Genomic DNA, 14,875 nt, shown 5'->3' on the forward strand with positions numbered 1-14,875 from the left:
GTGGTGACGTAGTGATCCAGTTTCCGCATGCTGCTGCGAATTCGATTGTGCTGCGGCGACGGTGCGGGGGTTGGCCCGCGCGTGCGTCGTGCGGGCCCGGTGCCGTGACACCGGGCGTGTAATGCCCTCAGACGGCCCCGGCGGCGAGGGCGGGCTTCCAGCCGCCGTAGTCGCTGATGTCCTTCGCGGTGGCGGCCGCGGCGGGGTCGCAGCCGAAGGCTGTGGTCCAGGTGCCGTCGTCGAGTTCGACCGAGCCGAGCTGCATAGGGGCCGGGAGGGCGCTCAGGAAATCGCCGAGGGCCGCGGGGGAGAGGAGCCAGCGTTCGCCCGCGATCGAGACCCCCGCTTCGCCGTCTGCGCACCTGGTTACCGCGGGCTTGGGCGGGACGGTGTCGAGGGCGCCGAGCCGGTATCGGGGCGCGGTGTGCACGGGGCCGGCCCAGCGTGCGCCGAGGCCGGTGAGCTGGTGTTCCAGCGGCTGCCCGCGCAGGTGCGCGCCGAAGACGACCAGTTCCCGCACCGGCGCCGAGCGCAACGGCCAGGCTTCCTCGACGGGGTCCGGAAAACCCTTGTCGCCGTTGCGAACAAGCGTGGCGATATCCAGTGCGACGGCATCCTCGAAGGCGCGGGCGAACACGGTGACACCGAACTGCGCGGGACCCGCGGTGCCCGCCGGTACCGCGACCGCGCACAGGTCGAACAGATTGCAGAAGTTCGTGTAGGTCCCGACCTTCGAGTTCACCCCGACCGGATCGGCCCGCACCTCCGCGATCGTCGGGTGGATCGGGGCGGTGGGTGCCAGCAGGGCGTGCGCGCCGCGCAGGCTGTCCATCGCCCGGGCCCGCAACCGCTCCAGGTCGGCGAGGTCCGATACCAGCCGGTGGGCGGGAATGTCGCGGGCGCCGCGGATGATCGCGCCGACGGTGGGGTCGACGGAATCGGCGTGCGCGTCGACGAATTCGCCTACGGCCGAGTACCTTTCGGCGACCAGGGCGCCGTCGTACAGCAGCCGGGCCGCCGCGAGAAACGGCTCCGGGTCCACGGTGACGATCCGCGCGCCGCGCTCCCGCAGCGCCGCGACCGTCCGGTCGAAGGCGTCCTGCCACACCGGGTCGAGACCGGCGAGCGAATCGAACACCGCGACAACGGGTTCCGGCGGCGCGGCCAGTGCGACCGCGGACGGCCACGGCCGGTCGGGCGCACCGGCGGCCATCGCCTCCATCGCCCGGTCCGCCAGTTGCAGGTCGGCGGCGAAGACCGTCACGCAGTCGTAGGAGCGGCAGGCCGGCACCACGCCGCGTGTGCCGACGACCCCGACGGTCGGCTTGATGCCGACGATCCCGTGAAATGCCGCCGGAACCCGGCCCGACCCGGCCGTGTCGGTGCCGATCGCGATATCCGCCTCGCCCAGCGCGACCGCCGCCGCCGAACCGGAGCTCGAACCGCCGGAAACGAATTCGGGCCGCAGCGCATTGGGTACCGCGCCGTACGGGGAGCGCGTTCCGACCAGCCCGGTCGCGAATTGATCCAGATTGGTCTTGCCGACCACGACCGCACCCGCCGCCCGCAGCGCCGCCACCGCCGCGGCATCTCGATCCGGCGTATACGCGAATTCGGGGCAGCCGGCGGTGGTGGGCATTCCCGCGACATCCACATTGTCTTTCACGGCCAGTCGCAACCCCGCCAGCGGCCCCCGTGCGGCGGCGATCTCGGCCGCCACCTCATTCTCCGGCCGTCGATGGATCCACACGCTCATGATTCGCAATCTCCCTGCCGCTCGGGCGCCTCGTCCACTAAATGCCTACCATGCCGCTACCGCATTCCGTCGGGCGCATTCCCGTCCACCTCCCGAAGGTGTACCGGTATACTCACCGCGAATTTCCGGTCCACACGCCGAGCTATTTCGGAATTCCTTTCCGTGTCATTCTGATTCGCCGCCGCTACCGTCGTATCCCCCTCATGCCGCTCCTGCACCCGATCTCTCCTCCATTCCGGCACCCGATCCCGGTCGTTCCTGTGTTCGGTCTCTCTGTCGTTCCGGCATCCGGTTTTCCTGTCATTCCGGCATGCTTTTGGCCGGAATCCACGGCGAGATCCCGGCCGAAACGCGCCGGGATGACGTCTGGAGTTATCCCGGATGGACGGGTGAAGCTGTCTCGGGTGGACTGGTGAAACTGTCTCGGGTGGACGGGTTGAGCCATCCTGGGACGACAGTTGAGCCATCCCGGGACGACGGGCTGAGCCGTCTCGGGCAATAGGCGGGGACAGGCTGGATCGTGCCGGGTGACGGCCGGGTGCGCCGAGACGGCGGAGCCGAAACGCCACCCTCACCCCTGCGCTCCGAGTTCTCCCGAGGATTTCCAGGAAAGCCGTTCCGCGGCAAAGGCTTCGGTCTGCCCGGTGCGGAAGTCGGCGATCGAGGCGGCGTTGTCGGCGAGGAAACGCCGGTGCGCGGCGAGCCGGAATTCGCCCTCCTCGGTCTCCAGCTCACCCTTGCCCGCTGCGAAGTCCGCTCGCATGTCCAGCAATTCGTCGGCCGCGACCGGATACCAGCGAATACGGTCGAAATACCGCAGGAGCCATGGATTTTCGTCGTGATCGGGGTCGTGCACCGTATCGGCGCGGGAGAGCCGGAAGGATCGGTGATTCCACACCTGCGTGGTCCGGCCGACGAACTGATAGCCGCCCGGCCCCTCCATGCCGTAGACACAAAGGTATGCACCGCCGATGCCGACGGCGTTCTCCGGGGTCCAGGTGCGGGCCGGGTTGTACTTGGTCGTCACCAGGCGATGCCGCGGATCGGTCGGTGTGGCGACCGGCGCGCCGAGATACACATCGCCCAGCCCCAGCACCAGATACTCCGCCGCGAACACGGTGTCGAAAACGTCCTGCACGGAAGGTAATCCGTTGGCCCGGCGAATGAATTCGATATTCCACGGACACCAGGGCGCATCCGCGCGGACGCCGTGCATATACCGGGTGATGGCCTCCCTGGTCGCGGGATCGTCCCAGGACAGCGGCATCCGCACGGTGCGGCTGGGCACCACCAGTTCCTCGGACGGCGGCAGCGTCGATTCGGCCTCCGCCAGCAGGTGCAGCAGTGTGGCCGGGGGCAGTCGGTCGGGATCGGTGCGCACCTGGAGCGACCGGATTCCGGGCGTGAGTTCGATGATGCCCGGCTCGCACCGTCGCAGCAGATGCTGGTGCAGTGCGTGAACACGCGCCCGCAGGCCCAGATCCAGTGTCATGTCACCGTATTCGACGAGCACGCCGTCGTCGCCGGCGCGCCGGTAGGTGACGGCGGTGGTGTCGTCGGCCTCGCCGCGTGCCAGTATGCCGTCGTCGCCGTCGCCCCCGGACGACAAGACGCACGGCAGCCCCGCGCGCCGGGCGGGCCCGAGCGAGCGCGGCGAGGCGGCGCGATCGGCGCGCACCGGCACGAAGCGCACCTCATCACCCGGCGTCAGCTGGCCGAGCTTCCACCGGTCGGCCGCGGTGACGGTCACGGGACAGACGAATCCGCCCAGGCTGGGGCCGTCCGGTCCGAGCAGGATCGGGGTGTCGCCGGTGAAGTCCAGTGCCCCAACAGAATACGCGTTGTCGTGGATGTTGGACGGATGTATGCCGGCCTCGCCGCCGTCCGTGCGGGCCCACTCCGGTTTCGGGCCGATCAACCGCACACCGGTCCGATCGGAGTTGAAATGCACCGTGTAGGCGGTTGCGAGGATCGTGTCGAAGTCGGTGCGGGTGAAGAACTCCGGCGCCCCGTGCGGCCCCTCGGTGACGGCGAGTTCCCAGCGGCGCGTGAACACCGGCTGTTCGTCCATCGGTATCGCCGTGGCACTCGGGCCGTGTGCGCCGCCGAGCGGGAGCACATCGCCGTCGCGCAGTGCGTCACCTGTCTGCCCGCCGAATCTGCCCAGTGTGAATGTCGCTGTGCTGCCGAGGTATTCGCCCACCTCGATCGCTCCGGCGATCAGAATGTAGCAGCGCATCCCGGGGCCGTGTACGGCACCGACGTCCAGTACGCCGTCCATCGGAACGTCGACGGTGCGCCACATCGGCATCGGCACTCCGTCCACGGTGATGTCCACCGGTGCACCCGTGACGCACACCCGGGCCGCCCGGCCGAACCGCAGGGCGGGCCCGGCCAGCGTGCACTCCAGCCCGGCCGCCCCCTCGGCATTCCCGACCGCCCGATTCCCGAGCCGGAACGACAGATCGTCCATCGGCCCGGACGGCGGCACGCCGACATGCCAGTACCCGATCCGTCCCGGCCAGTCCTGCACGGTGGTCAGCATCCCGGGCCGCAGCACCTCGAGCGAGCCTTCGACCACCTGCCCGGCCGCGCGTTCACGGGCTGTCGCGTGCTGCGGTACCTGCGTGGAATCCCTGTTCCGGCCGATGGCATTCCCGTGATCAGTGGTCTTTCCAGAATCGAGTCCCGCTGTGCCGAAGCCTGTTTCGACGTCCGCGGGATGCTCCGCCGTTGTGATTGTCGTGCTGCCTTCGTTCATTCTCGGCCTCTCTGGATCATTACGGTGCTCGGCGCTCCGTGCCCGGCGGGTTGTCATGGACCGCCCGGTGCCTGGTCCAGTGGTGGGTCGGCAATCGGGTCTCGAAGTCTCGGTGGGTAATCCGACTCCGAACCGGGACTCACACTGTGCGAACAGGTTCCGGCCACGTGCGCGTGCACGACCGGACCGATGTGCGCATGCGAACTCCGGTGGCGAACACGTCGGAATGACGGACCGACCACCGCGGCGGGCCGGGCCGCGGGCTGGAGTAGACCGGCTGCCGGCGCACGCGGGGACGGAGGTCCGACCGCCGAAGCTTGCCGCGGTGGCCGGGTTCCGGGTCCGGGCTCTGGGCGAGGCGCACGCACGGAATCGCCTCAGCGGGTGACGACCATGCGGACGGGCGTCGGGTCGAATCCGTTGCAGGGGTTGTTGATCTGCGGGCAGTTCGAGACCAGGACCAGGGTGTCCACCTCGGCGCGGAGCGTGACCTTCTTGCCGGACGCCGACAGGCCGTCGACGATGCCGAGCGTGCCGTCGGCCTCGACGGGGACGTTCATGAACCAGTTGATGTTCGGCACCAGGTCCCGCTTGTCCAGGCCCCAGGCCATTCCCTCGGCGAGAAAGTTCTCCACGCAGGCGTGCTGGTGGCGGGTGTGGTGGCCGTAGCGCAACGTATTCGACTCCTGCGAGCAGGCGCCCGCGACGGTGTCGTGGTTGCCGACCTCGTCCGCGACGACGGTCATCAGCGCCGTACCCGCGTCCGTGCGCAGCACGGTGCCGGTGGTGACGAAGACGTTGCGCTGCGCCGCGATGGTGGCCTGCGCGCTGTAGCGGTCGGCGTGGTCGGCGGCCGAGTACAGCAGGCAGTCCACGGCCTGATTGCCGTGCAGGTCGATGATCTCCAGCTGCTCCCCGGCCCGAACCACCGCCGACCAGGGGGAACAGGCGCCGACGATCTCGTCCAGGACGACGGTGCGTGCGAGCGTGGTCACTTCGGGGACCATCCTTTCTGCGGATGCGGATGCGGATGCGGATGCGGATGCGGATGCGGATGCGGATGCGGATGCGGATCGGAGTGCCGGGTGTGCGGGCGAACCCGCGACCCGGTGGTGGCGGGCCGGTCGCCGGGATGGTGGTGCCTACCGGGGCATCGTGGGTACGCCGCACGAACCGCCGCACCGGCTGTACGGGAACGGGTACAGGAACCGGGGTTACGGTCTCGCGCGGAGCCGGTGTGACACCGCCGCCCGGTACTGCCGCGGGGCCGGCGCCCGGCCACCGGGCACGTCATGCCAACGCCTCGGCGTTCCGTGCAGCACGCCACGCCTGTTCGGTGTTCTCGACCGCGCGAAGGTATTCGGGCTCGGTATTGTGTTGCCGGGCAAGATCTTCGGGCGCTCGCCAGGCGACGAGGTCGAGATCGGTCGGCGGCTCCGGATCGAGCGGATGCGCGGCATCGGCGATCAGCAGCGTGACCGGCAGGTGGATCAGGAGATCCACCGCCGCACCGGCTCCCGCACCGCCCGTCGGCACCAGCGCGCCGTCGTGGTCGACCCGCACGCCGCGGAAGAACGAGACGGTCGGCCCGATATCCCGCGGTGTCAGACCATGTTTGGCGCCGGCCAGCCGCAGTGCCCGGCGCGCCGCATTGCTCGGCCCGCACAACGCGTCGTGGTGCCCCGACGAGTCCGCGACGACCGTGGCCAGCACGCGCCCCTGATCCGAGAGCAGCGGGTGCCCCACGCCCAGGTACGCCTGCCACGGCACCTTGACCGTATCGGCGACATTCAGCCGCTCCCAGGGTGATTCGGCCCGCGTCAGCAGTACGTGCGCGCAGGCCGCGCCGCCGGGATCGGCGATCCGGACCCGAGTGCCCCGCCCCAGTACGACGTTCGCGTACCCGCCGCCGGGTATCCGCCGGGCGAAGGTGATCCGCTCGGCGGGAACGTCGTCCGGCAACTCGGGCCCGGAGACGTACGCCTCCGCCGCCTGGCCGCGCGCATGCTCCCGCGCACCGGTCGTCGATGCGGTACTTGTCATCGCTGACTCCTGATCGGTAGTAGGGGATTGGGATTCACGTGTCCGGCACGTCGGGCGATTGCCTGCGTTTCCGGCGTTCGACTCATCGACCGGCGCGGAGCCGGGCGAACCAGCGCCCGACCGCAGCCGCCAGCAAGGTGGCCAGTTCCGGTCTTCCGAGCGCGGCGGAGCGCGGCCCCGTCATCGAAAACCGCATTCGCCCAGCAGATTTCTCGACAGCGGAGGTTCGGTCGATCGGCCGCCCCGGCGCGCCGAGTGCGGGACTTTCGGCAGCTGGCTCGGGACCTTGCGCGTCGGGCTCGGGACCTTGCGCGTCGGCCCGCTTGCTCCCGAATAGGTCCGTACGACCGGGACGATTCATCATTTCGGCTCCTGACGAGGGGACGTGACCGAACGCGACGTTCAGGCGGGCTGCACGACGGCCTCCGCGCGCCGGGCGGGAGCGGCCACCACGATCTGATGCACCACGATCCCCACCACCGCCGCCACGCCGGTGAAAAGCGGTGCTGCCCAGAGCATCCACCATCCGCCGCCGTCCGGCGTGTACACCTCGGCCCGCGGCCAGGCCAGGTTGACCACCATGGCGATTCCCCACGCGACCGCCAGCGCGTTCACCGGAATTCCGAAGCGGCCCAGGGTGAACAGCCCGTTTGGCCCGGAACGGGTCCACCCGCCGATGCGGCGGAACAGCAGCGGCACCGTCACCAGCAGATAGGCCAGGTACAGGGTCACGATGCAGACGCTGGCGAGGGTCGCGAAGATGGCCGCGTTCCCGAGATTCAGCACCAGCAGCGCGATTCCGAGCACGCCGATCACGACGGCCGGCAGCGCCGGGGTGCCGAAGCGCGGATGCACGGCGGCCAGCCGCCGGGCGAACGGCAGCTTCCCGTCGCGGGCCATCGAGAACATCAGCCGCGAGCCCGCGGTCTGAATGGCCAACGTGCACACGGTGATCGCCACCGCGACGCAGCACAGCAGCACCTTGCCCGCCGGCGTGGCCAGCTTGGCCGAGATCACGTACGCCAGGCCGTCGGAGGCCAGCGCGCCGTCGCCGAGGCTGGGCGCGGCCATCAGCGCGCCGAGCAGCATCAGCCCGCCGCCCAGCGCCGACACCGACAGCGCGGTGAGAATGGTGCGCGGCGCGACCCGCCGCGGATCCTTGGTCTCCTCGGAAAGCTCACCGGCGGAATCGAATCCGACCATCACGTAGGCGGCCATCAGCCCGGACACGAGGAACGCGGCCCAGTAGGGCCCGGGCGCCGCGGCCGTGGTGTCGAAGACGACGCCCGGACCGCGGTCGGCCCGGGCGAAGAACAGCGCGATGATCGCCAGCACGCCGACGATCTCGACGGTGACGCCGATGGTGTTCAGCCGCGCCATCAGCTCGATGCCGATCACGTTCACCACGGTGGTCAGCACCAGCAGCACGCTGCCCAGCAGGACGGCGTTCATGGCGCCGGACGGGGACGTCAGGGCGGTCTCGGTGCCGATGATCTGGAAGCCGCTCCAGATCGACGGCAGCACCACCTGCAGCGCGATCGCGGCCGCCGCGGCCGTGACGATCTGCGCGATGATCATCATCCAGCCGGCGAACCAGCCCACGAGCTCCCCGGCCAGCCGCCGCGACCACTGATAGATGCAGCCGGAGATCGGATAGCGGGCGGCCAGTTCGGCGAAGTTCAGCGCCACCAGGAACTGCCCGGCGAACACGATAGGCCAGGTCCAGAAGAAGGCGCCGCCGCCGAATCCGTAGCCGAAGCCGAAGAACTGGAAGATCGTGGTCAGGATGGACACGAAGGAGAACCCGGCCGCGAACGAGGCGTACCGGCCGAGCTTGCGGTGCAGGACCGGCCGGTAACCGAAGCGTTCGAGGTCGGCGCTGTCGGACTGCGCGGACGGGGCGAGTGTGGTGGCCATGGGCGGGATTCCTTCGGCGTCGCGGCCAATATCTATCGAGTGAAAGTTTTCCAATCCCGTTCGGCGCATCGGTGACGTCGATGTATCGGTCCCGGGTCGCGGGGTAACTTCTGTGTTGCCGATATTTCTGTCGAATGACAGAAACCTCACCGGCGCCGGTACGCGAACGGTCGGAGATCGGCGATGAGTGAGAATGGAGTGGTGACGCAACTCGGACCCGGCCGCCCGCGCCTCGAGCCGCGCCGTCGTCAGGGGCATACCCCGCGCGCCGAGATCCTCGACGCCGCCGCGGAATTGTTCACTACCAAGGGTTATGCCAGCACCTCCACCCGCGGCATCGCCGATGCCGTCGGCATCCGGCAGGCATCGCTCTATCACCACTTCTCCGCCAAGGACGACATCCTCGATGCGCTGCTGGACGAAACCGTCACCGGTCCACTGGAATTGGCGGCCCGGCTGCGCGGCGAGCCGACCTCCGCGGCGGTGCGCCTGTACGCGCTGGCCTGGTTCGATGTGCGTCAATTATGCGCCACCCGTTGGAATCTCGGTGCGCTGTATCTGCTGCCCGAACTGCGGTCCGAGCGCTTCGCCGCATTCCGGTTGCGCCGCGAGGACCTGCGCCGCCACTACGAGGAACTGGCCGACGAGGTGATCGCCGAGACCGGCGCGGCGCATGTGGCCGGTGCGCGCGTGCTGCCCTTCCGGCTGGTCGAGAGCGTGACCAATATCCGCTCCGACGAGGGCGCCGCCCCCGAGGACGCGAAGCGGCTGATCCCGGACGCTGTGCTGCACATGCTCGGCTGGTCGGGCGACCCGGCCGATGTCCGGGCGGAGGCCGAACACCTGCTGGGGCGCATCGCGGGCTCCTGACCTCGCCGCGAATCCCCGTGGCGAATTCTGGGCAAACGACTCGTAGACTGGGTGCGGACGAGGTTCTTCGACGGCGTTCCCACTCGACGGCGGGAGTTGCGCATGACGGACGTGGAGCTCGATTCATCCCTCCGGCGGGGCAGCGGCCGGAGGTTCGCGCTGGCCGTGATGCTGCTCGGCCTGTTCATGGTGGTGCTGGACGGCACCGTCGTCGGCGTCTCGCTCCCGGCGATCATCCACGACCTGGGCCTGAGCTTCACCCAGGCGCAGTGGGTGACCAGCGTCTACGCGCTGGTCTTCGCCGTCCTGCTGATCACCGCCGGGCGGCTCGGCGATCGGTACGGCGGCCGCATCGTCTTCGCCGCCGGGGTGGTGCTGTTCGTGGCCGGCAGCCTGCTGGCGGCCGCGGCGACCGATCCGGCCACGCTGATCTGGGGCCGGATCGTGCAGGGCATCGGTGCCGCGGGGGTCCTGGCGGGCACGCTGTCCACGATCGACGCGGCCTTTCGCGGACGCGACCGGGCGATCGTCCTCGCGGCCTGGGGTTCGGTGCTGTCCGGGACGGCCGTGGTCGGCCCGCTGCTCGGCGGCTGGCTGACGACCAGCTTCACCTGGCCGTGGATCTTCCTGATCAATCTGCCCCTCGGGCTGGTGGTTCTCGCCGGGATCGCGGCGTTCGTCCCCGAGACTCCGGTGCGCGCGCCCGCGCGCGGGTGGGATGTCGACGGATTCCTGCTCAGCGCCGCGGGTTTCGCGCTCGTGGTGTTCGCGGTGATCGAGGGGCAGACCTATGGCTGGTGGAAGCCGTTGCGGGAGTTCGACTTCCTCGGGCTGCACTGGTCGACCCGGGCGGCCAGCTCGCCGGTTCCGCTGTTGCTGCTGGCCGGTGCGGTGCTGCTGGGCTTGTTCGTGCTCTGGGAGCGGCACCGTGCGCAGGTGAACCGCCCTGTGCTGGTGGACCTCTCGTTGTTCGCGGACCGGACCTTCCGGTGGGAGAACCTGACGGCCCTCGCGGTGGCGCTCGCTCAGTTCGGCCTGCTGTTCACGCTGCCGCTGTTCCTGGTGAACGGGCTCGGAATGTCCACGCTCGGAGCCGGTTTCGTACTCGCCGTACTGGCGCTCGCGGCCTTCGCCGCCGGCGTCGTTCTCGTGCGTCCGGGCCTGCCGCTGGAGCCGGTGTGGGCGGCGCGGCTCGGTCTCGCCATCGAGACCGTGGCCGTGGCGGTGACGGCACTGTTCGTGACTCCGGATGTCTCGCCCTGGCTGCTGGCGGTGTTGTCGGCCTGCTACGGCGTCGGACTCGGCCTCACATCCGCGCTGCTCACCGGGAACGTGGGCGCCCCGCCGGAGCTGTCGGGGCAGGGCCCGGACACCCGGTTCACGGCGCGGCAGGTCGGTTCGGCGCTCGGTGCCGCGGTGGTCGGCGGCGTGCTGTCGATATCCCTGGGCCGCATGCTGCCGGACCGGCTGGCGGAGGTGCCCGGTCTGCCGCGCCCCGCCGCCGACGAGGTCGCCGTCGCCACCCGCGAATCCGCCGGCGACGCGATCACGGTGCTCCGCGACAACAACGCCCCGCAGCCGGTGGTCGACGCCTTGACCAGCGGTTTCGCCGACGCCACTCGCATCGCCCTGTTCGGCGCCGCGATAATCCTGCTCCTCGGCTTCCTCTCCGCCACCCGAATCCCGTTGCGCCCCTCCGCCTCACCCGCCGGCAACGCCGAACCCTCGCGCACCGACTCGACAACACCCGACGATACGAAATCCCAGATCAGCGCATCGGACTCCACGGGCACCGACTCGGATTCGGCACTCGGCGACACGGAATCGCCGAGCGATAGCTCGGAACGGACGGGCAGCGCGGTCGGCTTGCCGGGCGCTGGGCCGGAGTCGTCGAGTGGCGCCCCGGAGTCGGCGGGCGGTACGTCTGGGCTGCCGGGCGCTCAGCCGGATTCGGCAGGCGGTGCGCCGGATTCTCCGGGGGACGAGTCGGGGCCATCGGACGGTGGCTCGGGCGGGGGCGGCGCAGAAGTACCCGGCGTCGTCCCGCGACCACCGAGCGGTGGCCCGGCCGCACCGGGGAGCGGTTCGGGCCGGGTGCCCGGCCGACGATTCCTGAACAGGGTGCTCCGCAGACCTCGTGGCGGCCGCTGATCGACGGCCGTGCGTGCCGGGCGGCTCACGGAAGCCGGGCAACCCGCCCTACCAGTCGATGAGCCCCAGTTCGTGCAGGCGGCGGAAGACCAGCATCGAGCCGGGCGCGACATGCGGCATGGCGGCGTACTCGCCGACGGTGAAGTAGCGCAGCTCGGCGATCTCGCTGGTGGGCCGCGGATCACCGGTCAGATCGGCGGTGAAACACGTCATGTGCAGCGCGGTTCCGGGAGCGTGGCCGTACGCCTCGCATTCGAACACCCCCAGCTCGCGATAGCCGGCGACGTCCACCCCGAGCTCCTCCCGCGTCTCCCGGCGCAGCGCCTGCACCGCCGTCTCCCCGGGATCGATCTTCCCGCCCGCCATGTAGAAGACGTCCTTCCCGGCCGACCGCGCCTGCAGCAGCCGCCGACCGCGAACATGCGCAATCGCCGCCGTCCGAATCATGACCCGCCTTTCACCACCCGTCACCGCCATGCCGAACACACCCGGAATACGGGCCCACCAGGATGGCACGATGCGAGGAACATGCCCCCGGAGCATGATCGCGAGGGTCGCGGCGGCGACTCGAACACGAGAACGGCTGAACGGTAACACGATGGAGACGACGGCTATCCGCCGAGCAGGGCCGAGCGACGTGGGTGCGCTCTCCGAACTGGTCCGTGCCGCCTATGCGGGCTACGTCGACCGCATCGGCGGCGAGCCCGCGCCCATGCGGGCGGACTACTCCGCGTTGGTGGCGGCCGGCAGCGTCTGGGTGGCCGAACGTGCGGGCGTCGTCGTGGGGCTGGTGGTGCTCGAGGCGCGGCCGGACCATCTGCTGCTCGACAACATCGCGGTCGACCGCGCCGCGCAGGCCACAGGCATCGGCAGGAGCCTGCTCGCGTTCGCCGACGACCACGCGCGGCAGCGCGGCCTGCCCGAGATCAGGCTCTACACCAACGAGGCCATGACCGAGAACCTCGACTATTACCCCCGCAACGGATACGTGGAGACACACCGAGCGACCGAGAACGGTTACCGCAGAGTATTTTTCGTCAAACGACTGTGAAACCGGCGAGCCCGGCGTGCGAAACTCACCGCCGCCACACATACCGCACCTGCGGCCGGCCCGCCCGGCCGTAGTCGGCGCGCCGGTCCACCACCCCGTCGTCGGCCAGTCGCTCGAGATAGCGCCAGGCGGTTACGCGCGAGACCCCCACCGCCCGGCCGGTTTCGGTGGCCGACAGGCCCTCGTCGGCCGTGCGGACCGCTCGGGAGATCTCCTCCAGGGTTTGTGGCGCAATGCCTTTCGGTGCGGTGGTCTTCGGGTCGGCGGTGCGCAGTGCGCTGAACGCCCGGTCGATGTCGTGCTGGGTGAGGGTGTCCGCGCCGGACGGTAACGCCGCGCGGAACTCCAGATAGCGGTCCAGCTTCTCCCGGAACGCGGCAAAGGTGAACGGCTTCAACAGATACAGCGCGACACCGTGCGCCACGGCGGACCGCACCATCTCCAGGTCACGGGCCGAGGTGATCGCGATGACATCGGGCCGGGGCCGCAGCCGGGCCAGCGCCGCGGCCACCTCCAGCCCGCCGATGTCGGGTAGTCCGATATCCAGCAGCACCAGCTCGACGGGTTCGTCCCCCTCGGCTGCCCGGGTCGCCTCGCGCAGCGCGTCCTGCCCGGTGCGGGCGACCGCGACGATCGTGAACCCCGACATCCGCTCCAGGTAGGCCCGGTGCGCGTCGGCGATCTGCGCCTCGTCCTCGACGATCAGCACCCGCACGGTCATAGCGGAATCCTTACCAGCACAGCCGATTCCGGCGATCGTTCGGCGCGCAGCGTGCCGCCGTACCGCGCCACCAGACGCCGCACCAGGGCCAGGCCCAGTCCCTGGTGGTCGGTCTTGGTCGAATAGCCGCGTTCCATGGCACGGGCGAACACCTCCTCCGACATGCCCGGCCCGCTGTCCGCGATCCGGAGGTAGAGCCCCGAATCCTCTTGCCGGACGGTCACTTCCACCCAGGCGTCCGGGGTCTGCGCGACCGCATCGAGCGCGTTGTCGACCAGATTGCCCACCAGGGTGACCATTTCGTGCGCGCTCAGCGGTGCCGCGGTGTCGAGCTCGGTATCCTCCGCCACGGTGAGCTCGACGCCGCGCTCGATCGCCTGGTCGACCTTGCCCAGGAGCAGCGCCACCAGCGCCGGCTCCCGCACCGCACCGGTCAGCCGGTCGATCAGCGCCTGCGACAAACGCAGTTCGGCCGTCGCGAATTCCACCGCCTCCCGGTAGAGGCCCAGCTCGACCATGGTGACGACGGTATGCAGCCGGTTCGCCGACTCGTGCGCCTGGGCGCGCAGCGAATCGGCAAGTCCGCGTACCGAATCCAGCTCGCCCATCATGTCGCGCAGCTCGGTGTGATCGCGCACGGTCAGCACCGTGCCCAGCGGCCGGCCCGACCACCGCACGACGTCCTGGTTCACCACCAGCACCCGCTCCGCGGTCACGTGCATCTCGTCGCGCACCACCCGCATATCCAAGCGGCGCAGCGAGATCGGCAGATCGGTGCGCCGGATCGGGCCGTCGGGCAGCTCCAGCAGGAGCCGGGCCTGGTCGTTGACCACCGCGGCCGTGTCGGCATCGCGGTCGAACACCACCAGGCCCTCGTGGATCGAGTGCAGCACGGCGTCGTGATGTTCGTAGAGGGTGCGCAGCTCGGCGGGCGCGAGGCCGTGGGTCTGGCGCAGCAGCCGCCGCCGCAACAGCGCCGACCCCAGCACCGCGAGCAGCAGCCCGGCGCCGGCGGAACCGAGAATCAGCGGCAGCTGCCGCCGCACCTGATCGGCGATGCGGTCCCGGGTCACCCCCGCCGAGACCAGCGCGACGATCCGGCCGTCGTCGTAGACCGGCGTGACCGCGCGGATGGACGGCCCGAGGCTGCCCGGATAGATCTCGGTGAACGTCTCGCCGGCCAGCGCGCGATCGATGGTGCCGCTGAACGGCTTTCCGATCCGGTCCACTTCGGTGTGGGTGTAGCGGGTGCGATCGGGGGCCATCACGACGATGAAGTCGACGGTGGCCTGCCGCCGGATCCGCTCGGTCACCGGCTGCAACAGTGCCGTCGGATCCGGCCCGCGCACCGCGGCCGCGGTCGAGGGCGCCTGCGCGACGGATACCGCGATATCGGTGACCCGCCGCGCCGTCGCCCGGTCCTGATCGCGCCGCAGCTCCCAGACCGTCAGCGCCACCCCGACCGCGACGACGGTCACCAGGACCACCAGCTGCACGGCGAATACCTGCCCGGCCAGCGTCATCCCGCGGTCGCGACCGGTACGGCGTTGCGCCGGCACATGTCCTCCCGGTGAACGAAATGTACGAAACAGTGACCCCGGTCAC

Annotated in this window: 11 protein-coding genes; 3 read left to right on the forward strand and 8 right to left on the reverse strand. The window is 70.1% G+C overall.

Annotated elements, in window-relative coordinates:
- Positions 1–127: 127 nt before the first annotated feature.
- The 5 genes from atzF to D892_RS0115675 all read right to left on the reverse strand — a co-directional run bounded on the left by atzF (position 128) and on the right by D892_RS0115675 (position 8,477).
- Entirely contained in the window at positions 128–1,756 is a 1,629-nt protein-coding gene (atzF, locus tag D892_RS0115650) for an allophanate hydrolase (protein ID WP_024802143.1), read from the reverse strand.
- A gap of 571 nt (positions 1,757–2,327) precedes the next feature.
- Positions 2,328–4,517 (reverse strand): 5-oxoprolinase/urea amidolyase family protein, encoded by a 2,190-nt coding sequence (locus D892_RS0115655; protein WP_024802144.1) that lies wholly within the window; start codon positions 4,515–4,517, stop codon positions 2,328–2,330.
- A 377-nt stretch (positions 4,518–4,894) separates the two neighbouring features.
- Positions 4,895–5,524, reverse strand: coding sequence for an urea amidolyase associated protein UAAP2 (locus D892_RS0115660; RefSeq protein ID WP_036567101.1), 630 nt, complete (start codon positions 5,522–5,524; stop codon positions 4,895–4,897).
- A gap of 283 nt (positions 5,525–5,807) precedes the next feature.
- Complete coding sequence (locus D892_RS0115665) at positions 5,808–6,560, reverse strand: DUF1989 domain-containing protein (RefSeq protein ID WP_024802146.1); 753 nt, start codon at positions 6,558–6,560, stop codon at positions 5,808–5,810.
- Positions 6,561–6,962: 402 nt separating this feature from the next.
- The gene (locus D892_RS0115675; protein WP_024802147.1) at positions 6,963–8,477 is read right to left on the reverse strand and encodes an amino acid permease; all 1,515 of its coding nucleotides are present in this window, start codon (positions 8,475–8,477) and stop codon (positions 6,963–6,965) included.
- A gap of 183 nt (positions 8,478–8,660) precedes the next feature.
- On the opposite strand from D892_RS0115675, the gene D892_RS0115680 reads away from it, so the two are divergent.
- Positions 8,661–9,347: a TetR/AcrR family transcriptional regulator gene (locus D892_RS0115680; protein ID WP_304413528.1), complete on the forward strand. Its 687-nt coding sequence runs from the start codon at positions 8,661–8,663 to the stop codon at positions 9,345–9,347.
- A gap of 102 nt (positions 9,348–9,449) precedes the next feature.
- Entirely contained in the window at positions 9,450–11,498 is a 2,049-nt protein-coding gene (locus D892_RS41230) for an MFS transporter (protein WP_024802149.1), read from the forward strand.
- A 48-nt stretch (positions 11,499–11,546) separates the two neighbouring features.
- Here D892_RS41230 and D892_RS0115690 read toward each other — a convergent pair whose 3' ends face one another.
- Positions 11,547–11,945, reverse strand: coding sequence for an NUDIX domain-containing protein (locus D892_RS0115690; RefSeq protein WP_156959525.1), 399 nt, complete (start codon positions 11,943–11,945; stop codon positions 11,547–11,549).
- A 151-nt stretch (positions 11,946–12,096) separates the two neighbouring features.
- Between D892_RS0115690 and D892_RS0115695 the strand changes: the two genes are divergently transcribed.
- On the forward strand, positions 12,097–12,549 hold the full coding sequence (locus D892_RS0115695; RefSeq protein WP_024802151.1) for a GNAT family N-acetyltransferase: 453 nt from the start codon (positions 12,097–12,099) through the stop codon (positions 12,547–12,549).
- 25 nt (positions 12,550–12,574) lie between these two features.
- On the opposite strand, the gene D892_RS0115700 is transcribed toward D892_RS0115695, so the two are convergent.
- Together D892_RS0115700 and D892_RS0115705 are read right to left on the reverse strand one after the other, a co-directional pair.
- Complete coding sequence (locus tag D892_RS0115700; protein WP_024802152.1) at positions 12,575–13,270, reverse strand: response regulator; 696 nt, start codon at positions 13,268–13,270, stop codon at positions 12,575–12,577.
- Positions 13,267–14,793: a sensor histidine kinase gene (locus D892_RS0115705; RefSeq protein ID WP_024802153.1), complete on the reverse strand. Its 1,527-nt coding sequence runs from the start codon at positions 14,791–14,793 to the stop codon at positions 13,267–13,269. The genes D892_RS0115700 and D892_RS0115705 overlap by 4 nt, the downstream gene beginning before the upstream one ends.
- Positions 14,794–14,875 lie beyond the last annotated feature (82 nt).

The sequence above is a fragment of the Nocardia sp. BMG51109 genome (genome assembly GCF_000526215.1).
Taxonomy (GTDB): Bacteria; Actinomycetota; Actinomycetes; order Mycobacteriales; family Mycobacteriaceae; genus Nocardia.